Here is a 23,910-nt window from a genome sequence, read left to right as displayed (position 1 = left end):
GCGAGGAGTAGCCCTTAATTGGGCGATGACGGCCGCCTCTTCAAGCTCCCTTACTGCTGCTTTTGCGAGCCGTTGAGGGTGAGGACCGACAACGCAAGCGCCGTCGCGCCGCTGCGGATCGCGCGGGCGGCAGCGGGTGCGAATAGTGGTGAGTGATTGGTCGGCGGCGACACCCCTTTGGCTTTATATTCTGCCAGCTTTTCAGGCGTGTCCCCGCCAATCATCAGATAGGCAGACGGGATGCCCTGGGCGGCCAGTTCGGAGAAATCCTCGCTTCCTGAAAAACCAGGAGCGCTGGCCGGAATGGCGACCACGCCCTGGCCAAACGCGCTTTTGAGGGCGGGCGTGAGCCGCGTAAGCAGGGCGGGATCATTATAGGTCGCCGCCGAACCGTTGATACGCGTGATCGTCGGGGCTGGCGCACCAGCCATCATCGAGACCGCCTGCGCCGTCTTTTCAACGCCGTTCATGAGCAGGCCGCGCACTTGTGGCGTGAAGGAGCGAAGGCTCAGCCGCAGGCGCGCCTCATCGGGAATGATGTTGCCCACGCTGCCCGCCTGGAACGCGCCAACCGTGATCACGCCGAAGGTCGCCGCCTCCTTCTGACGGCTGACGACGCTTTGCACATCGCTGACGAAATGCGCGCCCATGACGACGGGGTCGATCGACGAACTGGGAGCCGAACCGTGCGCGCCCTTGCCGTGGAAAACAATCTCCAGCGCGTCGGAAGCGGACAGGATAGTCCCTTCTTTCAGCACGAGGCTGCCCGTTGGCATGCCGCCGCCCACATGGGCCGCCAGGGCATAGTCGGGCTTGGGAAAACGGGTCAGCAGCCCGTCCTTCAGCATCGCGCTCGCGCCGCCCAGCACTTCCTCGGCCGGTTGCGCGATGAAGACGAGGGTGCCTTTCCAGCGGTCCTTCATCGACAGCAGGACCTGCGCGGTGCCGACCCACCAGGCCATGTGCGTGTCGTGGCCGCAGCTATGGGCGACGAAGCTCTGCTTGCCGTCCAGCACCGCCTGCGCCTTGCTGGCGAAGGGCAGCCCGGTCTTCTCCTCCATCGGCAGCGCGTCCATGTCGGTGCGCACCAGCGTTACTGGTCCCGCCCCATTGCGGTAGATGGCGACGATGCCGGTGCCGCCGACCTTTTCCGTGACGTCGAAGCCCAGCGCGCGCATCTTGGTTGCGAGGATCTTCGCGGTGCGCTGTTCCTGGAAACCCAGCTCGGGATGCTGATGGAGATCGCGATAAAGCGCCTCCAGCCCGGCGATATTCTTGTCGAGAACGGCACTGATCGCCGCTTTGTCCTCGACAGGTGCGGACCGTGCGGCAGGCGCGAGCAGCGTGGAGGAAGACAGAAAGGCAAAGGCTGCCAACAGGGGGTGACGTTTCAAGGGGCGCTCTCCTTCCAGGCGACTATTTACCTGCATGCATAAGCGAAGGCGGAACGGCGCGCCCCTATCCTCTCCTCATGGATATAAGGGGAGGTTATAGCTTCACTCTTCGGGGCCGTAATCCGGTATCCAGACCACGCCATTGATGTGCGCGCCGCCGTCCACGAACAGCGTGTTTCCCGTCAGATAGCGCGCATCTTCGCTCGCCAGAAACAGGGCGACGCCGCCAATGTCTTTCTCCGGATCGCCCATGCGGCCCATGGGATTAACGGCGGCACTTGCCTTCGCGACTTCAGGCTGCATCGCCTGGAACTTGCGGTAACTGGCGGAAACGGCTGCGGGACAAATGATGTTGGCGCAGATGCCATAAGGCGCCCATTCGCGCGCCGCGCTGCGGGTGTAAGCGCGCAGGGCCTCCTTGCCGACATTATATTCGGCGCTGCCCATATGGGCGTTCACGCCATTCAGCGAGCCGATATTGATCACCCTGCCCCACCCGCGCTGACGCATATGGGGGAAGGCGGCCTCCATCGACCATTTCACCGCATAGAGATTGATGTTCAAACTGGCGGCGAACAATTCGTCGCTCTTGGTTTCGATACGGCTCATGCCCGCACCGCGGTAGGCGTTGTTGACCAGGATATCGATCGAGCCGAACTCCTCGACACAGGCCGCGACAACGCCGGTGATCATCGCGCGATCCGTTACGTCACAGCGCCGGAAAGCGGCGCGCGTGCCCATCTCCCGAAGAGCGCGCGCCACGGCTTCGCCCTTCTCCTCGTCGATATCCGCGACCAGAACGGCGGCGCCTTCCGCTGCGAACCGGCGGGCCATACCCTCGCCAATGCCGTCGCCTGCGCCGGTAATCATCGCCGCCCTGCCGGCCAGTCTGCCTTCTGCCATCTCACTCTCCTCACCGCTTTGCCCGCGGCATTAATTGCACACTCTATTGTATTATCATAATCACGATGGCACAGCCTCTGCAGCAAAAAAAAGACGGGTAGGAGCGGATGATGAGAAAGACGGCTTTGGTCACGGGCGCCACGCGCGGCATCGGCAAGGTCATCGCATTGGCGCTCGGCCGTGCAGGCTTTTCAGTGATCGTGACTGGACGGACGATGGCCGCGAATACCGGCCGTCATGACGGCATGGGCGGCGTCGCGGTGCCCGGCAGCGTTGAAGAGACGGTTGCCGAGATAGAAGCCACCGACGGCACCGCTTACGGACTGCGGCTTGATCTTGGCGATCGCGCGTCGATCGATGCTGCGGTCAAGGCGGGGTTGGAGCGTTTCGGACGGATAGACCTGCTCGTCAATAACGGGATCTACCAGGGCCCTTCCGTCATGCAGAAAATCCTCGACGTCGATCTGGCGGATGCCGAGCGGGCGACGATGGGAAATTTCGTCAATCAATTTCACCTCAGCCGTCTGGTGCTCAAAGCCATGATCCAGCAAGGCGGCGGCCGCATGATCTTCATGTCCACCCTGTCGTCCGTAGAGCCGACGAAGGGCAACAATGGTCTGTTCTACACTGCGCCGAAAGCAGCCTTCAACCGTATCCCGGACTATATCAATTTCGAACATAGCGCCGACGGCATCAGCGCCTTCCTGATCGAACCGGGCTTCACCATGACCGACACGCTACGCGCCGCATGGGGTGACGCTGCATCGGATGTCGGTCTTGGCACGCAAGCGCGCGAGCCGGAAGAAACCGCGCGAACCGTGGTTTGGCTGGCGACGCATGAGGACGCTCCTCGCTTCGCAGGGGCAAAACTCATCAATGCGCCTGATTTCTTTTGCGATAGCCGGATTGCGTTGCCGGAATGAAAGTAGCGGCCAAAGTGAAGCACTTACAATAAAGTCGCGGACAGTTTCTGTCGCCATCCGAACCAATTTCCATCAAAGACACTAATTTGCATTAAAGCTTAGGTTAGCAATTCGCCGCAAAGCGATGTGCTACCTGGAACTCTTCACTGTCCTTGCTGTTCAGACTGTAAAATTGGACGGGAAGGATTATATATGCAGCCGCCTTCAGAACAATCAGGCGATCTGCGCAATGAATTGCGCGACGACGCCCAAAAACTGACTTCATCCGCGACAGAACGTCTTCATAGCGAGGCCGAGCAGCGAAAAGGACCTGCCGTCGAGCAGGCCCGTTCGGTCGCGTCCGCGCTGGATCGTGCGGCGCAGGACCTTGGCGGCGGGAAAAGTCCCGCTTGGCTGAAATCCCTGTTCGAGCAGGGCGCGGCCCAAATTCAGCAGTTGGCTGACGCTGTCGAGCAAAAGGATAGCCGCGAGCTGGTGGAGGATATCCGCCAGATAGCGCGCAACAACCCCACCACTTTCCTGGCCACCTGCGCGGCGGCAGGATTTGCCGCAAGCCGCATCTTCCGCGCTGAACCTTCGAACATGCCTGCTACCGCTTCCACGCCTGTCAGCGGAGGGAATTTCCAACCTGCATCGAACCAATGGTCCCCCGCTACATCCGGTTTCGGTGGCGTGTCATGACTGACACGATGAACCGCACCTCTCCCGGCACGCCGATAGACGGCGACCGGCCGACAGCGGGAGACGAAAATATCGTTTCCCTGCTGCGCGACTTGACCAGCCAGGGCTCGCATCTGGCAGAACAGCAACTTGCCCTGATAAAGGCGGAAGTTCGCGAAACCGGCAATGATTTGAAGGCGGCCATCGGCGCGATGGCCGGAGCGGCCGTCGTCGGCATAGCTGGGCTGGGGGTGCTGTTGATGGCTTTGGCCTATTTGCTGGCGGACGCGATCAATCACCTGGGCCTGGCCACTCTGATCGTCGGTGTCGTCACCCTGATCATAGCCTATGTGATGTATAGAGGCGGTGCGGCGAAGATGCGCGCAGTCGATATCGCGCCCGAACGCACTCAACACAGCCTTGAAAGAACACCCGCTGCCCTTCGCGGCGACCTTCATCCGGAGCAGAGAAGATGACCGACACCATTGAAAGGGATCCCGACGCGATCGAGCGGGACATTCGCCGCACCCAGGAAGATATGAGCCGCACCATCGACAAGATTGGCGACCAGCTCACACCCAGGAAGATTTTCGATGCTTTGCTGGACAAGGCGGACGAGAATAATGTCGATGCCCGGATGCTGCTGGACGGCGCGCGGCGTAATCCTATCGCGCTCGGCCTGATTGCGGCGGGAACGATCTGGCTGATCAGCGACAAGGATTCCACCTTCCCTTCGCTCCCCAAAAGGGGAAGCGAGCAGCCCGACGAAGATATCGACCTGTATCACCGCGATTATGTGAACCATATGTCGGCGGTGGAAATGCGCGACGGGGAGGATGCAGCCGCCTATCAACGGCGCCGCGATCAGGCCCGCGCCAATTATCTGATGCTGGAACGGCGCGCGGACGAGGACGAACACAGTTTTCGTCAGCGGCTGGACGACCTGACCGAAGGTTTCAGGGCCAAGCGCCGCGCATGGGCGGAAAGCTCGAGCCAGGCAGGCAAGGCGACGGCGCGTGGCGCGACGCAGGCATTCGACAAGGCGCAAAATCTTTATGAGAGCAACCCGCTGGTCGGCGGCCTGATTGCGGTGGCCGTTGGCGCGGCCTTGGGATCGGCCCTGCCGATCAGTCGCCTGGAGCAGGAAAAGCTCGGCTCCCTCGGCGAAAAGGCGCGAACGATCGCCAATGAGCAGAAAGAGGAGCTGACTGAGACTTTGCGCGAGAAGAAGGATGATCTGATCGACCGCGCGGATGACAAGATCCAGCAGGGTCAGCAGAGCCAGTCGGCCGGAGGCGACGCATCCCGTGCCGATCAGGGGTCGGGCAGTCCGCGTGATGTCGATTCACTGCAAATTTGAAACGACGGCTGGACTGATGGATAAGGGCGGCCCGGCACTCTAATGCCGGGCCGCCCTTTGCATCACTTGGCGAGCAGTTCCACCACTTCGATCAGATGGCCCTCGGGGTCGGTGACGAAGGCCACCTTGACGCCATGAGCTTCCTTGACTTCGATCGGCTCCACCACGGCTCCGCCGGCAGCTTTGGTACGTTCGACGAACGTGACGATGTCGTCGGTCTGGAAGCCGAGGATTACTTCTTCCTGTGCCGGGGCTGCGCGATCTAGGAACTTGAACAGAACGAAGGTCGCACCGCCCTCGCCGGTCGCGTTGAACAGAATTTCGTCGATCTTGCGGCTGCCGACGGTATCCTGAACCCGCGCCATCTCAACCAGCCCGGCCACATCCTTGTAGAAGGTGCCCATGGCTTCGAGATCCTGCACGACGAGCTTGGTGAAACCGAAATGTGACGTCATATTATCCTGCTCCTTACTGATGATAAAAAAGGGGCCAACGGAGTGTTCCGCTGGCCCCCTCTGATATTATCCGAACGACAAGTTCAAGATCAGAACCGGAAAGTTCCGGTCAGGCCGAATTCGCGCGGGTTGGTGACGTTCACCGTCTGGTAGCCCGAATTGTAGGTGAGACCCGGAACAGCCGTATTGAACTGCGTGGTACCCAGGCTGATGTTGGTGATCCGCTTCTGATTCAGCACATTCTTTGCGAAGGCGGTGAGTTCAAAGCGGTCGCCTTCGGTCCGGAACCCGGCGAAGAGATTCAGCAGCGTGCGCGAGCGATAGTCATAATCGACCCGGTCAGCATAGAAGCCGGGGCGATAGTTGAGCAGCGCCCTTACAAACGGGGTGACTTCGCCGACCGAGAAACGGATTTCCGTGTTCGCGGTCAGGTTGAAGTCCGGCGTCTGCGCCAGGCGGCCATTGGTCACGCAGTAGCTGACATTGCCCGGGCCGGTGACCGCCGGTGAGGGGGCGTTCTGGTTGGGCGAACCCGTACCCGCATAGTCGTTGCAAGGCACAAGGGCGTTGTCATAGCGCGCCCGGACATAGGATGCGCTGACGCCTAGATCCCAATTGTCCGTGATACGGCCATCGATCGACGCTTCCACGCCCTTGATCTTGGCATCGCCATTATAGTTGAAGTCGAACCCGCCCGTCGGGGGGTTGGCCGCAGCCGACTCATAATAGATGCCGGTGAAGCGGCTGAGGTAATTTTCCAGCGTCTGGTAGAAGGCCGAAACAGTGAAGTTCGCGCGGTTGTCGAACAACTTGCCCTTCAGGCCCACTTCGAAAGAGTCGGTCTTTTCAGGCTTGGTACGGATCAGGTCCCGGCTGACGCCCAGCGGAACAGCGACGCCCGTGCTGCCGGCGCGGTAGGAATGCCCATAGGCGAAATAGGCGTTGAGGCGCGGGTTGAACTCGTAGGAGACCGTGACGCCGCCGGTCAGCGGCTTGTTCGTGAACCGCTGCAGATCGGCAGGAACGCCTTCCTGCACGGGGAGCGTGAAGGGTGGAACGCCGAACGCTGCATTGCCCGGCGACGATACGAAGATGTCGGTCGTCTGGACATTCTTGATGATGGAGTAACGCAGGCCGCCTTCGATCGAGAAGCCGTTCGAACGATACCGCAGATTGCCGTTGAACGACCAGGTCTGAGTGTCCACGGGGGTGAATACATCCGTGTTGACCGGCAAATAGGCGCCAAACACAATCGGAACGGGAGCGAAGAACTGATCCGCGCGCTGATTGGTGACAACAGTGCCCGTCTGCTTGGTGTAGAATGCACCTACGCCCCAGCCAAAGCCTTCCTTGTTGTTGGAGGCAAGGCGGACTTCAGCCGAGTCCACCTTATAAGGCGACCGGACAGTCGAAGCGTACACATAATCGGGGATTGCGTTGCCCGCGTCCAGGTCACGCTCGGCCGTCAGCCGGCTGAACTGGTGAGCGCCCACGAAGGACAGCGTCGCCGGGCCAAGATCATAGTCGAAGGCCAGATTGACGATGTGGCTTTCATTCCGATTGCGGAAGCGGCCATCCGAAACGGCGGCATAGTCATCCGCCTCAAGCGCCGGGCCCGAACGGTTGAAGCCGTCCGCGACTGCGCCTGTGCCAACCACCTGCTGGTTCTGGAAATTGTCCGCAAACAGATACTGATAGGTCAGATAGGCAGTGAAATCGCTGCTCGGCTGCCAACCCAGCGTAACGCGCGCGCTTTCGGTACGGCTGCGCGAACGCTCGCCATTGGTGATGTTGCGGACGTTGTTCAGGCGGTTGCCATCGACCAGGCCCGCGACGCGGATCGCCAGCGTGTCGTTGAACGGCAGCGAAACGCCAGCCTGGATGTTGTAGCCATCACGCGTGGTAGCGGTCGCCTGCGCATAGCCTTCGATCTCGTCGAAGTTCGGGCGGCGCGTGGCGATCGTGATCGAACCGGCCGGAGCCGAGAGACCACGCAGCAGGCCCTGCGGGCCGCGCAGGACTTCGATCTGCTGGATGTCGTACAGCGCGGTATAGACGGTCTGCGCGTCGGTCGGAATTTCGTTGTAATAGACCTGAACGGCCGGGCTGGTGCCCTGGTCCGGATCGAAGGTCACGCCACGCAGCGTGGTGGTGTTGTTACGGCCGCTGGTGTTGCTCAGCTCCAGGCCCGGCGCGAGCTGCTGCACGTCCTTCGCGTCGAAGATGTTGAACTTCTGGAGCTGCTCTCCGGTCGCGACGTTGACGGTCATCGGCACGGACTGGAGCGAGCGGGCTTCGCGGGTCGCGGTGACGATGATTTCGTTCGATTCACCACCTTCAGTGCCGGCGCTGTCCTGCGCCCAAGCTGCTGCCGGTACAATCAGCGCTGCGCCACACAACAACGCAGCAATTCCATTCGCCTTTTTCATGACGTCCTTTCCATAAATAGGGGATGTGCATCCCACGAATGGGACGGCCGCTAGCCGCGCTGCTAAGGCGTCGCAATCCGGAGACTCGGCTGATCGAAAATTTTCGTACGAGTGCGTGCTTTATTGGCAACAGTTGAAAATGAGCGCTTGCCATCTATTTTGCGCACTCCTGACGATATGTTGGTCCTGCGCGTAGTGGAACTCCTGCAATGCTCTGAGCCCCTTGTTATTAGCACGTGCACGTGCGATTGAGCGCGGTTCTAGGAGAGGAGATTTATGACCGACAGCCGCAAGACGATTTTTCTGACCGGCGCGACCGGCAATATGGGCCGCGAGGCGATCAAGCGGATTGCCGCGAGGAGCGATACGCTACGCCTGCGTATATTGGTGCGGCCGGAGGAAAACGCGCATCCGGTAGTCAAGGATGTCCAGCGGCGGGAATTGGCGGATATCGTCTGGGGCGATCTGACCGATGCCGCGTCCATTCGCAAGGGCGTCAGCGGTGCGGATATCGTGCTGCATGTCGGCGCGCTCGTGTCTCCGCTGGCTGATCGCCTGCCCGCCGACGTCGTGACACGGGTGAATGTCGGCGGCGCGCAGAATATCGTGGATGCCATCCACGCGGTCGGCGATCCCAAGCAGACGCGGCTCATCTACATCGGCACCATCGCAGAGACCGGCAGCCGCAACGCGCCGGTGCAGTGGGGCCGAACGGGTGATCCGATCAAGATCAGCGCCTATGATCATTATGCCGTTACCAAGACCCAGGCGGAGGCGATCGTCGCGCAGAGCGGGATCACTCACTGGGCCTCTCTGCGACAGAGCGGCATGGCGCATTATGACATGTGGAAGATCTTCGATCCGATCATGTTCCACAATCCGCTGAACGGCGTATTCGAATGGTCCACCGCCAACGACAGCGGCCGCCTGATGGCCGCGGTGTGCAGTGACGATGTGCCGGACGCTTTCTGGCGGGGCTTCTACAATATCGGCGGCGGCGCTTCGTCGCGGGTGGTCAACCATGAGTTCATGGAAAAGACCATGCCCAACTATCGCAAAGTGCTAAAGCCGCACTGGTTCGCGACGCGCAACTTCCATGGTCAATGGTATGCGGATTCCGATCGGCTGGAAGCGCTGGTGCCCTTCCGCGAACAGTCGCTGGACGATTATTTCCGCGAAGCGCCAAAGCACATGCCGTGGATCGCGCGCGCTATTCCAAAGCTGTTGCCGGGCGTCATATCGAAGCAGATCGAAAAGCTCGCCAACGCGCCCGAAGGATCGCTGCACTGGTTCGCGACCAATGATGAAGCCAAGATTCGCGCCTATTTCGGATCGCGCGCCGCGTGGGAAGCTCTCCCGCGCAACTGGGACGATTTCCAATATACGCAGCCCGCACGCGAACCGAGCCTGCTTGATCATGGCTATGATGAGACGCGGGCGCCCGAGGATTGGCGGATCGAGGATCTGAAGGCTGCGGCGGAATATCGCGGGGGCAAGTGCCTGGCCGACGCTTTCGAAGGGCCGGATGTGCCGGTGGAGTGGCAGTCGGCGGCGGGTCATCGGTTCAGCATGACGCCGCGCTTGTATCTGAAGGGGGGGCATTGGTGCCCCACGACCATGCTCGACCCAGCAACCTATGATGCGGAAGCCGCGCGCAATCCATTTTTTGCGCAGGTATGGAGTGAGGCGGCGGGCTGAACCACCGCTCGAAAATCAGGGGAGAGGCCGGATGAAGACCAAGCTGCTTAATATGGCGGCCGCGTGGACGCTGGGTGTCACGGCGGCGGCGGCGCAATTGCCCCCGCCAGCGGAGATGCGGCAGGGGATCAGCCTCGGCACCGGAGTCGTTCCGAGCGCCAACGGACCGGAAATCTGGTTCGGAACGCCCGGCAACATGAGCGTGCGCAACACCAGTGAAGCAAGCCTGGTGCCCGTTCTGCCTGATCCTGCAAAAGCGACTGGTACCGCCATGGTCATTGCACCCGGCGGAGCCTTCGTGACGCTCGCCTGGGATCATGAGGGGATGAAGGTTGCGCGCCTGCTCGCAGATCATGGCATCGCTGCCTTCGTCCTTAAATACCGGCTTGAGCCTACGCCACGCGATTGGCCTTCCTTTGGCAAGGTTATGCAGAGCCGGATGACAGGCTGGATCGGCAAGCCTGGTGAGGGCCTGCGCATCGTCACGCCGCCCTATGCAGTGGCCGACGGCATCGCGGCGTTGAAGCTAGTAAGGTCGCGGGCGGCGCAATGGCATGTCGATCCGGCGAAGGTCGGCATGATCGGATTTTCCGCAGGCGCGCGCACCACGATCCGCGTCACGCTGGACGCGGCGCCCGCCGACCGCCCAGCCTTCTCCGTCATGCTCTATCCGCCTATGGAAAAGGTCGCGGTGCCCGCTGATGCGCCCCCGGCCTTCGTTGCGATGGCGACGGACGATCCCTTGTCAGGTCGCGCAGGCTATGGACTGATCGAAAGCTGGATCGCCGCCCGCCGCCCGATCGAGTTTCACGCCTATCAACGCAGCGGCCATGGCTTCGGCCTTGGCAAGAAGGACACGACGACGGAAGGCTGGACTGATGGGCTATTCCGCTGGATCGACCTCAACGGGTTCGGCCCGAAGGCCGCCCCGTCGCGTTGAATGGTCCCGGCCTAGCGCGCCGGGACCTTCAATTTCGTGGTCACGCGGGTGAGCGAATAGCGCTTTCCCTTCCACACGAAGTCACCCGGCAAATTGGCAGGCCGGGTGATCTCCGCGTTCAGCGTGCCGCCCGACAGACGATAGCGGACGCTGACCGGCCCCTGCGGTGTCGCGGCGGTCGCCGACAGGATCTTGAGCGATCCCAGCGCAGGCTCCACCTTCACCCGCGCATAGCCAGGCGCATCCGGCCCGATGCCCGCGACGATGCCCAGCAGGTCGGCAGTCGGATGGGCGCTCCACGCATGACTGTCGGAGCGGGTTGATTGCCCCTTGCCGCCCTGCCCCGCATCGTCGCGTTCCTCTGGCCAGGTCGTATAGTGGACCCCCAGCAAATCGCGCCATGTCTTCAGCAGGCCCAGATATTGGTCGGCCTTGCCAGCATGCACCAGTGCCTGGGCGAGATACCAGGCGAAATAATAGCTGACAGCTGTGACCCCTTCCGGCGCGTCGATGCCCTTCCCCGGCACGTTGATCCGGTCGATGATGGCACCTGCTTCGTCGCGGTCCGCCACATCGTAAAGGATCGCGAGGGCGTTCATATGCTGGCTGAAGCGATCACCATCGGGATTGTCGGCGTAGAGCCCACGCGAGGGAACCCAGCAATGCTTGCGAATGGCGGCTTTCAATGCCGCCGCCCGTTCGGCGTAGCGCTGCCCTACGCCCTTGTCACCAAAGGCGTCCTCGATCGCGGCACCCTGCTGCAGAGCGCCCAGCCAGCTGACGCTCATCAGACAGCTTTCATCAGCTTTGCCATAGGAAGGGAAGATGGAGCGATCGGTCGCAGCCTGCCCAACCCAATCGATGAAATTCCACTGAGGGTTCTTGCCGAGCAATCCGCTGGGCCGCTTATAGGTTTCGAACCAATCGAGCATCTGGCGCATCCGCCCGATATTACGAACGATCGGCGCGGGATCGGGCTGCCGCAGCCGCCAATCGTCCAACATTCCGACCCACAGCAGCGCAAACGGCGCGATCACATTCTTGCCCCGCGTCGGCCAGGCGCTTTCGATCAGCCCGCCATCGACATTGGACGCTGCATAGGCATCGATCGCCTGCTCGGCCAGCCGGGGATCGCCGGAAACGGCATAGGAAATCAGCATCTGCAGGCGCGTGTCGCCAGCATATTGCAACTGTTCCCAAAAGGCCGTGTCCATGTAGGTTTCATGGGCGTCGATCCGCGCGGTGCGCCAGCCTACGTTGAAAATCTGCGTGAGTTGCGGATCGTCGCTCTTGAACTGACCGACCTGTTTGAAGGGATAGCCGGTTTCAAAGGCGCGCAGCCCCTCCAGCACCAACGGCTGGTCCTTGGTTTCGACCGTGATTTCGGCATAGCGCCAGGTCCGCCACCACAGGGGTGCGAAACTGCGCTTCGCGCCGTCAGCGATGAAGCTATCCCATATGCCGATCGGCTTGCGATCCTCGATCAGGTCGCGGTCGCCTTTGCGGCCATCTGCATCGTAAAGCGCTTCGGCCCAAAGCAGCTTGATCGCCGCACCCTTGCCGCCCGAAACGTCGATTTGCGGATAGGCGGACAGCATCGCGTCGCGCTGCAGGAGCAAGGTGATCTTGCTGTTCGGCGCGATGGTAACTGGCCGCGCGGGAAAGGCTCTGGCGGCGGGCAAGTCGGTGCGCACGACCTTGCCAAAGGCGGCGGGCGCATAAAGCTGCTGCGGCAATCGATCGGGAACCAGCGTCCGCTTCGCCGCGTCTGGCGCAGCCACGGCATCCTGCCAGCCCTGCCCCTTTTCCTGCGGCCCGGCGGCGTCGAAATCCGCTTTGGCGGCATCGATCGTCTCAGGATTGCCCGCGACATAATACCAGCGTTTGACCTGCCGCCAGCCATTGCCGAAGCCCCGGCCCTGATCGCGCTTGACGCGCCAGCCAGGCTGATCGGTCGATGCCGCCGCCGCCTCGCCTTCGCCGATCAGGCGAAATCCGGTCGCGACGCTCTGCTGGAAAAGGGGTGCCGTGTTGGTGAACAGGGCAGCGCCCTGCGCGGCGGATATTTGCTCCGGCGTCGCGCTGGCGGGCAGTTTCAGCGGCTGCACCCCGTTCCATACAGTGGCCGCAATGACGTTTGCGCCGGCCTTCATATAGGGGGCAAGGTCGATGCTCTCTTCCCGCCAATGACTGATATCGCCGATCGACGGTCCTGCGGCGACGCGCTTACCGTTCACGAACAGGATGAAGCGGTTGTCGGCTGTTACGCGCACCGGATAGCTGCGCGGCTTCACAGACAAGGTGATAGTGCGGCGGAAATGCAGCACGATCGGGGGGACGGCAGGTCCAGCCTCCGCATGGCTGATCCAGCCCTGACTCGTGCCGGATTGAGCCATCGCAGCAGGCGCGGCGGCAATCATCAGCGATCCAGCCATCAGCGCACGCAGGGTCATTATTTCTTCTCCGGCGAAAGAGCGCGAGCCAGCGCGGCGTCCAGCGCCGCGGTGAATTGTTGCGAGACTGCAGCACGCGGCGCGATGAACTGAAATCCGTGGAAAGCGCCGGGAACGACCAGCAACTCGGTCGGCACGCCTGCATTGACCAGGCGGCGGGCAAATTCGATATCCTCCTCCGCGAAGAGATCGATGGAGCCCACTTCGATAAAGGTGGGCGGCAGCCCCTTAAGGTTGGCGACGCGTGCCGGAACCGACCCTGCTGGTTGACTGGCTGCACCGGGTTCACGCCCCAGCAGCGCCTGCCAGCCTTGGCGATTGGATTTTGCGGTCCAAATCAGTTGGCCGATATGAGGCGGAACCGGGCGGGACGAACCCGTGCGATCGTCGAGCATCGGATATACCAGCGCCTGATAGGCTACCGGCACCTCGCCCCGATCTCGCGCCGCGATCGTCAACATCGCGGCCAGACCGCCTCCGGCACTTTCGCCCAGCACAACTATGCGTGCCGGATCGACACCCAGCGACGCTGCATTGCCATGCAGCCATTTCAGCCCCGCATAAGCATCCTCCAGCGGACCGGGAAAGCGGGTGGCTGGCGCAAGGCGATATTGGACGGACACAACCACACAGTTCAGTCGCGCCGCCATGCTCTTGAGCGAAGACAGATTTTCCCGGGCGTCGCCGCCGATAAAGCCACCCCCATGGACGTAGTAGATCGCGCCGCGCGGCGATCCGGCTGCGGTCCCGGCATTGACCACATAGACCGGAACGGCGGGATGCCCGCGCGAACCCGGCGCCTGCCGTTCCTCGACGCCGGCGGGCAGCGCGCCCAGCTTAGGGGGGGTGAAGCTGTTCCCCTTGCGCTGCGCCTGCAATATGACGCGCGCCATGGGCCGCAACTCAGGATTGACCAAACTCAGATCGTCGGGAGCCGTCGTAGCAGGTGCTGCGGCCAGGAGGAGGACGGAGGCGAGCGCCGTCGCGGCGCGGCGGAGGATCATCGGCTGGCCTCCAATCGGACGGGCCCCGTCCATCCAGCTGGCACCGGCTTGAACTTCTTGTACGCCGGGTTCTTGGGATTGATCACCCCATTTTGCGGCACATTGGCGACTGCTACGCTGAGGTCGTTCTTCCCCGCGCGCAACAGGCCGGTCACATCGACACGGAACGGGGCGCTGAACATGGTGGGAAGGCTCAGGCCATTGATCGTTACGGTCGCGATGTCACGCACCTGCCCGAGATCGAGTACAAGCTTCGTGCCCTTCGTCAGCCAGCCCGCATCGACAGTGATCGATCGCCGATAAGTGCCAGTGCCTGCGAACTGCGTCAGTTCCGGAACCTGCAGCCAATCCTTCAGCGTCACGGAGCCGAAATCATGGGCATAGGGATTTCGCTCCGCATGGCCCTCCACGCGAAGCTGCCACCCATCGGCGGGCAGCGTTACGCTGCCGACGGGAACGGGTGACGGGATAGTGGCGGCCTGCGTTTTGGGGTCAAGCACCAGCAATGCGCTTTCACCAGCTGCGAGCATAAGCGGCACCGCTGTCTGCTGCTGGACGGCCTTGGCTGAAACAGGCGTCATACTGCCATCCATAGCATCCCAGCGCGTGATGCCGCCGACGCCTGGCAGCGTCATCGTGACCGCGCGCGCAGCTTCGCCCCTGTTGTGGACGAAGGTGACGGTGCGGCCATCGATCCGCCGCTGGACAAAGACCAGGCCGGTCGCATCGCCGCTGAAGTGCAGATTGGCAGGGATCGACGCTGTTCGCAGGCTGTCAGGGATTGCGGCTGCTGGAACGACTTTCGCCCCCGCCTTCATCGCGGCGGCCACGGCCTTTTTCACCCGGGCGTCGCGACTGCGGGCCTGCGCCAATCCTTCATCGCGCGTGGGGGCGTGATCGATGAAGAAGACCGGCAGCCCGGCCTTAGCGAAACCGGCGATGGCTTCGGCCGTATCGGCGCGGATGCCGTCTATCGGGGGCAGGACGAGCACCGGATAACGCTGACCGCCTTGGGCGATGAGTTGCCGACCCTCCACACGGGCATGGGCGATGGAGTCCGGATTGATCCGGTCATAATCATAGCCCGCGGCTAGAAACGCCTTCTCGGCCGCCAGCCTGCCTGCGCCCTGGTCTTCGATGCCTTCATAATAGCCGTAGCGGCCGTAGAAATAGGCGACAGGCACCACCGCCTGTCCTGCCTGCATCACAGACTGGAGCCGACCGATATAGGTGCCCAGCGGCTTCATGGCTGACCAGACCGGATTGGTCTCGTTCAGCATGCTGGAAAAGCCCGCTGCGAACGGGCTGGGTTGAAATGCGTGCCAGCCCGGCCAATCCTCGGCATGGAAGCGGTAATTATAGCCATGTAGGATCATCGAGTTGACGCCGCCCACGATCAGAGCATCGACCCGCCGCCGCATTTCGTCCGGCGTCACGTCGAACGGCCGATTTGCCCAGGCTAGGCTTTCCGCGGACACGATCGGCTTGCCATAAAGATGCGCTGCCGACCGGGCGAGGCGCGTGAATAACGGATCGCCCTCGCCGGGCAGGTCTTCGGTCTCGGGAATGTCAGCAAGGCCATAGCCGCGAATGACGTCGAACGGGCCGCCATGGGCCTGGAATTTGGCTTTCAGGCCATGGCTGTGATTCCATGCGACGAACGGCTGAATGAACCCCTCAATCATCATGTCCGACACGGTGCGGCGGTAGTCGGTACGCACCCGTTCGGCAAAATCGCCGCTCGATGAGTCGAAATAGGGCGGGGACCAATGCTCGTTCCACGCCTGCATCCAGCCCGGCTGCAAGACGAAGGGCAGATAGGGCGTCAGATCATATCCGCGCCTTTTCTTGAATTCCTTCAGCAATTCAGGACCCCATTGGATGTCCTGCATCAATTCCAGGCTGTCGACAAAGGTCGATCGCAGGCCCGGCGGGTTGTTACCAAGCGGATCACCGACCCGCGCCACATGTGCGGCGAAGGCTTTGGGATTCATGTGATCCAGGATCAGCTGCGGCCCCTGCCCCGCTGCGCCGAGGACGCCCACATCCGACGCATATTGGCGGAACAGGAATAACTGCCAATCGCCCGGCGGCGGCGTCCAATCCAATGTCCCATCATCCCGCAGCTTGTCGGTCAGGACGATGCTGCTCGACGGATCGAGCGTGCCGGGCGTGATGACGTCGCGCCACGGCGTCAGCGTCATGCCCATCGCCCCCGCCGCAGCCGGATTGAGCATGGGCGCTCCGCCCTTAACCGCCACCACGGCGACGGTGCGCGCCCGCGCATCAAGACGCTTGCCCCAGTCGGCGACTTTCGGGTCCTTGACGCGGGCGTCGAGAAAGTTGAGCGCGCCGAGCCGCCGCGTGCGCTTGGGGATGGTCAGCTTGATCGGGCCAACCTGCCCGCCCTTCACCTCCGAACGGGCCATGGTCAATTCGGTGAAAGCCAGTTCCGGCGGAATGGCAAATCCGCCGCCCGAGGGCCACGAAGAGCCAAGCGTATAATCGAGCGTCAGCCCCGCCGACTTCGCCGCCTCCCCCGCCGTGCGGACGTGGGCGAAGAAGGAGGGCTCGGCATATTGGTTCACCCGCTCCTTCTCGTCAGGGGTCAGCGTGATGAAATTCGGCGAAAATGACTGGATCTCCGCGCCAGCAAAGCCCGTGTCCGCCATGAGCTTGACCTCGCGGCGCAGCTCTTCATCCGTTACTGCGTCGCCCGGCCACCACCAGCGAAAGCGCGGACGGGCCTCTATCGGAGGGACGCGAAACCCCTCCTCCAGAGGCCCCGCCAGGGCTGGCGTATCGGCCAGGGCGAGCAAAGCCGTTGCCGCCAGCAGGCAGCACTTCATCATCCGCTTGGTCGTCATGGCTCAGGGCTTCCGGACGGCGCGGTTCAGCTTGGCGGTGCCGGTCAGGACCGGATCGGCCGCAGACGTGCCGACTTCGACCTTCACTTCCTCGGCAGGCAGCACCCAACGCTGCGCCTTGGCGTCGAAGTCAGCCAGCACGCGCATATCCGCCGTCACCGTAACCTCTGTGCTCTCGCCCGGCTTCAGGTCAGGCTTGGCCCAGCCGACAAGCCGCTTGGCCTTGCCGGGCCGCGTGACATAGACCTGAGGCACATCGGCACCCGCGCGCTGGCCGCTGTTGGTGACGGTGAAACGCACGGTCAGCGCCTTGCCGCCGGTCGTCTTCAGCCCGTCATAGCGGAACTGCGTGTAGCTGAGGCCATGGCCGAAGGGATAGAGCGGCTTCAAACCCTTTTTGTCGAACCAGCGATAGCCAACATCCGATCCTTCCGGATAGCGGATGTCGAACGGCTTCGTACCAGCCTGAATGCCGTAAACCGCACGCGTTTCCTTGTCCGCCGGAGGAGCGTCCGAACCAGGCAGCACCGGATTTGGCAAATGGTCGACCGATGCCGGGAAAGTGACCGGCAGATGGCCCGACGGATTGACCTTGCCAGTCAGGATGCGGGCGATGGCCGTCCCGCCACGCTGGCCGCCATACCAAGCCGACAGGATGGCGGGCACCTTGTCCCGCCAGGGCATCAGCACGGCATTGCCGGTTTCCAGAACCACCACGGTCTTGGCATTTGCGCCAGCGACCGCGTCGATCAGCGCATCCTGCCCTTCGCCCAGCGAGAGATCGGGCTGATCTACCGCTTCGGTGGCAAATTTTTCCGCGAAGACGATTACGACGTCCGCAGCCTTGGCAGCAGATGCGGCGGCCGCTGCATCCTTGCCGTCCAGATAGCTGATCTGCGCTCCAGGCAATTCGGCGCGCAAGGCGTCGAGCGGCGCGGTGCCGCCGTAGCCGCGCTTGGCGAACCCGGCAGCCGGACCGCTTTCCGCACCCTTGCCAACGCGTTTGAGGCCACCCACAGGGTTGACCTGGCTCGATCCGCCGCCGCCGGGCACGCCGACATCGGCATTGCCGCCAACGACCAATATCTTCTTCGCCGATGCGGCCAAGGGCAGGATGCCGCCCTCGTTGCGCAGCAGGACAATGCCCTGCTCGGCTGCGCGCTGCGCGACCTCGGCATTGGCGTCATAGTTGATCGGCTGGCCCGGCTTGAGCGGATTATCGGCCAGGCCATGCGCATAGATGGCATAGAGCACGCGCCCCGCAGCCTTATCGACGGCAGACTGCGGAACCTTGCCTTCCTGCAGCGCCTTGACGAGCAGATCGGAGAAATAGCGCTTGCCGTCGAGCTGCTCGCCCGACTGCTGGTCCAGCCCGGCCAGGATCGCCTCGGTCGAATGGACCGCGCCCCAGTCGGACATCACGAAGCCCTTGAAGCCCCAATCGCGACGCAGCACATCGTTCAGGAGAAACGCGTTCTCGCAAGCGTAGGTGCCGCCAACACGATTATAGGCGCACATTACCGAACCGGGATTGCCGCGTTCGATACCGATTTGAAAGGCGAGCAGGTCGCTTTCCCGCATAGGCGTCTCGTCCATTTCCACCGAGCCGACATTGCGGCCGGTTTCCTGATTGTTGAGGGCGAAATGCTTGATCGTGCCGATGATGTTGTTGGACTGGACGCCAGCAATCTGGCCGCCCACCAGCACGCCACCGAGCAGCGGGTCTTCGCCCAGATATTCGAAATTCCGGCCCGCGCGGGGATCGCGCACGAGATTGACGCCGCCCACTAGCATGACGTTGAAGCCCTTGGCTCGCGCCTCCGACCCAATCATCACCCCGCCTGAACGGGCGATTTCTGGGTCCCAGCTCGACGCCAGGGAGAGCCCCGAAGGCAGAGCGGTAGCGACATCGCCCTTGCGCATTTCCATGAGGTTCGAAACGCCCAGGCTCGCGTCGCTCTCGATCAACCGGGGCACGCCGAGGCGCTCGACGCCCTCGATGAAGCCAGCGCCGATCGTCACACCCTGGGGCCTTTTGGCGGGCGGCAGAATCGATGGCATGGGCCCATGGAGCAGAGTGAACTTCTCTTCCGGCGTCATTTTCGCGAGCGTTTCAGCAGCGCGACGTTCAGGTGTATCCGCCGATGTCTTCGCCTGTCCGGAAATGGGCGTCAGCATCGAGCCCATCGCAGCAAGGCACAGGAGCGACGTCGATTTTTTCATGATTAAAGCCCTCTCCGGCCATGGACATAGTTCAGATCTTGATAGTTTACCTTTCATAGACTCGCATCGGCATGGCGTCAATATTCGATCGGTTGCGTTCGATTTTTTTTCGAACCGGGATTGCTAATAAGGACCGCCTGAGTCAGAGATGTGATTATGACTGCCACGAAGATCGAAAAAGCATTTAAGCCCAAAAGAGGTCGACCGGACGCGAAACAGGTTGCCGCCATCGATGAGGCAATTCTCGCAACCGCCAGCCGCATGTTTTTAGAGTCGGGCTATGACACTGTAGCGATGGAGAATATCGCGACGGCGACGGGCGTTTCCAAAGGAACGCTTTACGCACGCTATCCATCGAAGGAGGCCTTGTTCACTAAGGTGATCCAGGATCGCGTCGATAAATGGTCGGCCGTGTCGTCGCAGGAAGATTATCTCCTCACGGACGATATCGGCGAGCGGCTGTACCATCACGCGCGCACCATCGCACGATCATTTCTGCAGGCCGACGTTCAGGCTTTCAAGCGCCTGACGCTCGCTTATCGGGACCGGTTCCCGGAACTGGCCAAGGCACTTTATGAAGCCGGCTATGTCTACATCGTCCAGCTTATCAGTCGCGATATTCAGGAGGCGGCAAGGCGCGATGGGATACCGGTGCGCAATCCTGATGTCATTGCCCGCCTGTTCGTATCGACAATTTCGGGATGGGAAGTTCAGGAAAGCAGCTGCGGGCCGGTCGCCGAAGAGGATATATTGAAGGCCGCCCGCGACACAGTCGATCTTTTTATGGCCGCACGCGCAAGTTGGTGACTTGAATTTAGAACGATATCGTGCGATATAGATGGTCTCGAAAATGGAGGATCCTGATTCATGCGTCTTTTGATTCTTGCTACGGCAGCCCTCGCCATTGCGACGCCTGCTCTTGCGCAGACCGCCGCGTCGGCACCCGCAGCTGCTGCCGTCAAGGGCAAGCTGAACACCGCTGACACCGATCTGGGCACGCTGCTCGACAACCCTGCCGCCAAGGCGATCGTCGAAAAGCATATCCCCGGCATGACGACCAATGATCAGGTCGAAATGGCTCGCGGCATGACGCTGAAGGCGATTCAGCAATATGCCAGCGAAGAAGTCACGGACGCCCGCCTTGCTGCGATCGACGCAGATCTGGCGAAGCTGCCCTGATTTTACGACCCGGGTCGCACAGAGGAAGGGCGCTCAAGCGCCCTTTCTTTTTGCCCCAAACATTTGTGCATTTCAGGCGCACGCGCCTGCGCTTTGCCACTGCCCAATATCTTCGTGCATGCAGCCTCGTTTGAATGGCGCTCAGGATTTCGGCCCCACTCGCCCTCAGGCCGAACAGATACTCTGCCCCCTCCGAACCACGGCCAAGCGTAGCAGGCAAAGAAAAGGCCGGCATATAGCCGGCCTAGTAGGTGTAGGAGAGTGCCTGGAAGGCAGTCCCCAATTGAACGTCTATGTTCGATTGGTCAAGCGATAAGTGAGTAAACGCTAATGTCGCCTCATCATGTAGGGAACGGATCATCGTCGCCCGGCTGACGCGGCGTCACGAATCGGGCGGCGCGCGGCGCGATCCAACGTTCGATGCTCTCCACAATTTCATATATCACCGGGACGAAGATGAGTGACAAGGCGGTGGACGTGATCAAACCGCCGATCACCGCGAGCGCCATGGGCTGACGGAACTCAGCGCCCTCCCCTATCCCGAGCGCCGTAGGCAGCATGCCCGCCGCCATCGCAACAGTCGTCATCACGATCGGCCTTGCACGCTCACGGCACGCATTGCGCAGCGCATGCGTCATCGGCGTTCCTGCACGCTCTTCCTCGATCGCAAACTCGACGAGCAGGATCGAGTTCTTGGCGCACAGCCCGAGCAGCATCAGCAAGCCGATCATGGCGGGAAGGTCCAGCGTCTTGCCAAAGAGGACCAGCGCGGTGAATGCGCCAAGCAGCGACAGCGGAAGCGCGGCAAGAATCACCACTGGCTTGAAGAAGCCCTTGAACAACAGAACCAGGACGGAGAATGTTAGGCCGATACCTGCCACGATCGCGAGCAGAAAACCGCCAAACAGTTCAGCCATTGCCTCGGAGTCGCCTTCACGCGCTTGCTGCACGCCTTTGGGAAGATTGCGCATCACCGGCAGCGCTGCGACTTCTTCAAGCGCCTGTCCTAATGTCCTCCCGGCGATGAGGTCAGCTTCCACCGACACTCGGCGTTCGCGGTCATACCGCACGATCTTTCCGGGTCCGGCCTTGAACCGGATATCCGCGACAGCCGACAGCGGCGTCGTCTGGCCATCAAGCGTCGGGACCCGCAGGTTGGCGATCGTATCCAAATCCTGACGCGATCCTTCTGGCAGGCGCACGCGTATCGGCACGCGTTCGTCGCCATCGGAATATTTTGCGACGCTGGCGTCTATGTCACCGATGGTTGCGACGCGCAGGACCTGCGCCAGGGTGCGGCTATCCACGTTGAGGCGCGCGGCCTCCTCTGACCGGGGCGTCACGATCAACTCCGGACCGGCAGGCGGAGGCGCAGGGCGCGGATCCGAAATCGAGCGCACGCCGCGCATCTGGCGCAACAATTCGATCTGCGTGCGCTCCAGCGCCTGCCCATCCTCTCCCGCCAGCACGATGCTGACACCCGCACTGCCGAACGAACCCTGGTTCGACAGGCGAATATCGGGCACATCGCGCAGCTTGGGCCTTATGATCTGGCGGAACTGGTCCGTGGTGACGTCGCGATGCTCCTTCAGCACGACCGTCAAGGTCCCCGACCTCAGATCATCGCCGTCGCCAAAGCCTCCTGCGGTCGAGCCGACCTGCGCAAAGACGCGCTCGACGGCGGGTTCGGCCAGCAGCATCTTCGTGGCTGTGTTCACAGCACGGGCCATGTCCTCGCGCGTGGCGCCAGGAGGCCCCTGCACCGCCACATAGAGATAGCCGGGATTGCCGACCGGCTGGAAACCCACTGGCGTGAGGCTGGCGAGCAGCAGCGACAACAGGAAAATGCCTGCGCCGATCGCCATGGTCATCCACCGATGCGCCAGCGCCCAATCCAATATGCGGCCGTAGATCGGATTGACCGGCTGCTTTTCCCGATGCGTCCTATCCTTCAACGGCACCAGGAAATAGGCGGCCATCAGAGGCGTGAGCAAGCGCGCGACCACTAGGGAGAAAAGCACCGCGACTGCGACGGTCAGGCCGAACTCTCGGAAAAACTGCCCTGCCTGGCCCGGTATCAGCGAAACCGGCGCGAACACGGCGATGATCGTCGCAGTAGTGGCAATGACCGCGAGGCCGATGGCGTCGGCCCCGATCAGCGCGGCGCGATAGGGGCTTTCCCCTGCCTCGATGCGCTTTTCGATATTTTCGACTTCCACGATGGCGTCATCGACCAGGATGCCGATCACCAGCGTCAGCGCCAGCAGCGTGATGCTGTTGAGGCTGAAGCCCATGGCCGACATCATCACGAAAGTCGGGATGAGCGACAGCGGCATGGCTACGGCAGCGATGATCGTGGCCCGCCAGTTACGCAGGAAGAGATAGACCACGAGGACGGCGAGGAAGATGCCCTCGATTAGCACATGCTGGGTCGAAGAGAAGCTGCGGCGTGTGGAATCAACGGTGGAAACCAGCTTGGTGAAGATGACGCCCCGATGATCCGCCTGAAGCTGATCGATCGCCTTGACCACCCGATCTTCCACGCTGATGTCACTCGCATCGCGCGTCTTGCTGACCTGGATCGCGGTCACCGGCCTGCCGTCGAGACGCGCGAAGCTGCGCTGCTCGGCCGCGCCGTCGCCAATCTCGGCAATATCGGACAGGCGCACATAGCGGCCCTGGACAGGGATGGAGAGCGCCCGCAGCCGGTCTATCGTAATGGACGATCCCAGCACGCGGATCGTTTGTTCGACTGCGCCGACGTCCGCGCGGCCGCCCGGATCATCGCTATTGAAGGCCGCAAGCGCATTGTTGACCTGCGGCGCGGTCACGCCGAACGCCGCCATGCGCTGCGCATCCAACACCACATTGATCTCGCGCTCCGCGCCGCCAATCCGCCGGACCTGCGCCACCCCCGCCTGGGCTTGCAAGGCTCGGGTGACGACCTTGTCGATGAAGCGCGACAATTCGGTGTCGCCCATACCCGGCGCGCTGACCGCATAGGTCAGGATCGGCGCGTTATCGATGTCCAGCCTCTGCACCAGCGGCGGATCGATACCGGTAGGCAGTTCGACGCGCGCCCGCTCCACGGCAGTGCGGACGTCATCCGTAGCCTTCTGCATGTCGCTGTGGAGCTCGAATTCGACCGTCGTGGTTGATGAGCCGAGTACGGCGGTCGAGCTGATATGCTTGACCCCGGCCACGCCGCTAAGGGCGTTCTCTATGGGGCGGGTAATCTGATTTTCAACTTCGCTGGGCGCAGCGCCATTTTGCGTGACGGTAACGCTCACGACAGGGAAGTTGACATTGGGGAACTGCTTGATGGGCAGTCCGACATAGGCGACGATCCCCGCAATCGTCAGCAGGATGAACAGCGATACGACCGGAATCGGATTGCGGATGGCCCAGGCGGAAATGCGCAT

The 23,910-nt window shown here is 62.0% G+C and carries 17 protein-coding genes; 8 read left to right on the top strand and 9 right to left on the bottom strand.

The window, feature by feature from the left end; translation table 11 throughout:
* Positions 1 to 50 precede the first annotated feature (50 nt).
* The gene (locus ACFO3E_RS12550; protein ID WP_380805093.1) at positions 51 to 1,394 is read right to left on the bottom strand and encodes an amidohydrolase; all 1,344 of its coding nucleotides are present in this window, start codon (positions 1,392 to 1,394) and stop codon (positions 51 to 53) included.
* Positions 1,395 to 1,496: 102 nt separating this feature from the next.
* Positions 1,497 to 2,297: an SDR family NAD(P)-dependent oxidoreductase gene (locus ACFO3E_RS12545; RefSeq protein ID WP_380805091.1), complete on the bottom strand. Its 801-nt coding sequence runs from the start codon at positions 2,295 to 2,297 to the stop codon at positions 1,497 to 1,499.
* 107 nt (positions 2,298 to 2,404) lie between these two features.
* On the opposite strand from ACFO3E_RS12545, the gene ACFO3E_RS12540 reads away from it, so the two are divergent.
* The 4 genes from ACFO3E_RS12540 to ACFO3E_RS12525 all read left to right on the top strand — a co-directional run bounded on the left by ACFO3E_RS12540 (position 2,405) and on the right by ACFO3E_RS12525 (position 5,240).
* Positions 2,405 to 3,220: an SDR family NAD(P)-dependent oxidoreductase gene (locus ACFO3E_RS12540; protein ID WP_380805088.1), complete on the top strand. Its 816-nt coding sequence runs from the start codon at positions 2,405 to 2,407 to the stop codon at positions 3,218 to 3,220.
* Between the two features lie 192 nt (positions 3,221 to 3,412).
* Positions 3,413 to 3,901 carry a hypothetical protein gene (locus tag ACFO3E_RS12535; protein WP_066531497.1) on the top strand — a complete coding sequence of 163 codons (489 nt, stop codon included), beginning with the start codon at positions 3,413 to 3,415 and terminating at the stop codon, positions 3,899 to 3,901.
* Entirely contained in the window at positions 3,898 to 4,356 is a 459-nt protein-coding gene (locus ACFO3E_RS12530) for a phage holin family protein (RefSeq protein ID WP_197486379.1), read from the top strand. The genes ACFO3E_RS12535 and ACFO3E_RS12530 overlap by 4 nt, the downstream gene beginning before the upstream one ends.
* The gene (locus ACFO3E_RS12525) at positions 4,353 to 5,240 is read left to right on the top strand and encodes a DUF3618 domain-containing protein (protein WP_380805085.1); all 888 of its coding nucleotides are present in this window, start codon (positions 4,353 to 4,355) and stop codon (positions 5,238 to 5,240) included. Before ACFO3E_RS12530 ends, ACFO3E_RS12525 begins: the two co-directional genes overlap by 4 nt.
* Before the next feature lie 62 nt (positions 5,241 to 5,302).
* Here ACFO3E_RS12525 and ACFO3E_RS12520 read toward each other — a convergent pair whose 3' ends face one another.
* Both ACFO3E_RS12520 and ACFO3E_RS12515 read right to left on the bottom strand, forming a co-directional pair.
* Positions 5,303 to 5,695 (bottom strand): VOC family protein, encoded by a 393-nt coding sequence (locus ACFO3E_RS12520; protein WP_066531494.1) that lies wholly within the window; start codon positions 5,693 to 5,695, stop codon positions 5,303 to 5,305.
* 89 nt (positions 5,696 to 5,784) lie between these two features.
* On the bottom strand, positions 5,785 to 8,124 hold the full coding sequence (locus ACFO3E_RS12515; RefSeq protein WP_066531493.1) for a TonB-dependent receptor: 2,340 nt from the start codon (positions 8,122 to 8,124) through the stop codon (positions 5,785 to 5,787).
* Between the two features lie 276 nt (positions 8,125 to 8,400).
* On the opposite strand from ACFO3E_RS12515, the gene ACFO3E_RS12510 reads away from it, so the two are divergent.
* Complete coding sequence (locus ACFO3E_RS12510) at positions 8,401 to 9,822, top strand: NAD-dependent epimerase/dehydratase family protein (protein WP_066531490.1); 1,422 nt, start codon at positions 8,401 to 8,403, stop codon at positions 9,820 to 9,822.
* 31 nt (positions 9,823 to 9,853) lie between these two features.
* A complete protein-coding gene (locus tag ACFO3E_RS12505) occupies positions 9,854 to 10,762 on the top strand; it encodes an alpha/beta hydrolase (protein ID WP_066531488.1) in 909 nt (302 codons plus the stop codon).
* Between the two features lie 11 nt (positions 10,763 to 10,773).
* Here the strand turns inward: ACFO3E_RS12505 and ACFO3E_RS12500 are convergent, their stop codons facing one another.
* Genes ACFO3E_RS12500 through ACFO3E_RS12485 form a run of 4 tightly spaced genes read right to left on the bottom strand, consistent with a single transcriptional unit; the run spans position 10,774 to position 19,309 of the window.
* Positions 10,774 to 13,215 carry an alpha-L-rhamnosidase-related protein gene (locus ACFO3E_RS12500; RefSeq protein ID WP_380805082.1) on the bottom strand — a complete coding sequence of 814 codons (2,442 nt, stop codon included), beginning with the start codon at positions 13,213 to 13,215 and terminating at the stop codon, positions 10,774 to 10,776.
* Complete coding sequence (locus ACFO3E_RS12495; RefSeq protein ID WP_066531846.1) at positions 13,215 to 14,219, bottom strand: alpha/beta hydrolase; 1,005 nt, start codon at positions 14,217 to 14,219, stop codon at positions 13,215 to 13,217. Before ACFO3E_RS12495 ends, ACFO3E_RS12500 begins: the two co-directional genes overlap by 1 nt.
* Entirely contained in the window at positions 14,216 to 17,086 is a 2,871-nt protein-coding gene (locus ACFO3E_RS12490; protein ID WP_082919788.1) for a glycosyl hydrolase, read from the bottom strand. The genes ACFO3E_RS12495 and ACFO3E_RS12490 overlap by 4 nt, the downstream gene beginning before the upstream one ends.
* A gap of 3 nt (positions 17,087 to 17,089) precedes the next feature.
* On the bottom strand, positions 17,090 to 19,309 hold the full coding sequence (locus ACFO3E_RS12485; protein ID WP_066531483.1) for a glycoside hydrolase family 3 C-terminal domain-containing protein: 2,220 nt from the start codon (positions 19,307 to 19,309) through the stop codon (positions 17,090 to 17,092).
* A gap of 156 nt (positions 19,310 to 19,465) precedes the next feature.
* Here ACFO3E_RS12485 and ACFO3E_RS12480 point away from each other — a divergent pair, with 156 nt between their 5' ends.
* A complete protein-coding gene (locus ACFO3E_RS12480) occupies positions 19,466 to 20,116 on the top strand; it encodes a TetR/AcrR family transcriptional regulator (protein WP_380805080.1) in 651 nt (216 codons plus the stop codon).
* A gap of 60 nt (positions 20,117 to 20,176) precedes the next feature.
* Positions 20,177 to 20,488: a hypothetical protein gene (locus ACFO3E_RS12475; RefSeq protein WP_066531477.1), complete on the top strand. Its 312-nt coding sequence runs from the start codon at positions 20,177 to 20,179 to the stop codon at positions 20,486 to 20,488.
* 341 nt (positions 20,489 to 20,829) lie between these two features.
* Here ACFO3E_RS12475 and ACFO3E_RS12470 read toward each other — a convergent pair whose 3' ends face one another.
* Complete coding sequence (locus tag ACFO3E_RS12470) at positions 20,830 to 23,910, bottom strand: efflux RND transporter permease subunit (RefSeq protein WP_066531475.1); 3,081 nt, start codon at positions 23,908 to 23,910, stop codon at positions 20,830 to 20,832.

Origin of the sequence: Sphingobium tyrosinilyticum, from assembly GCF_042654265.1 — a bacterium.
In the GTDB taxonomy this organism is placed as follows: Bacteria; Pseudomonadota; Alphaproteobacteria; order Sphingomonadales; family Sphingomonadaceae; genus Sphingobium; species Sphingobium tyrosinilyticum.
This window is presented reverse-complemented; position numbering and strand designations above follow the sequence as displayed.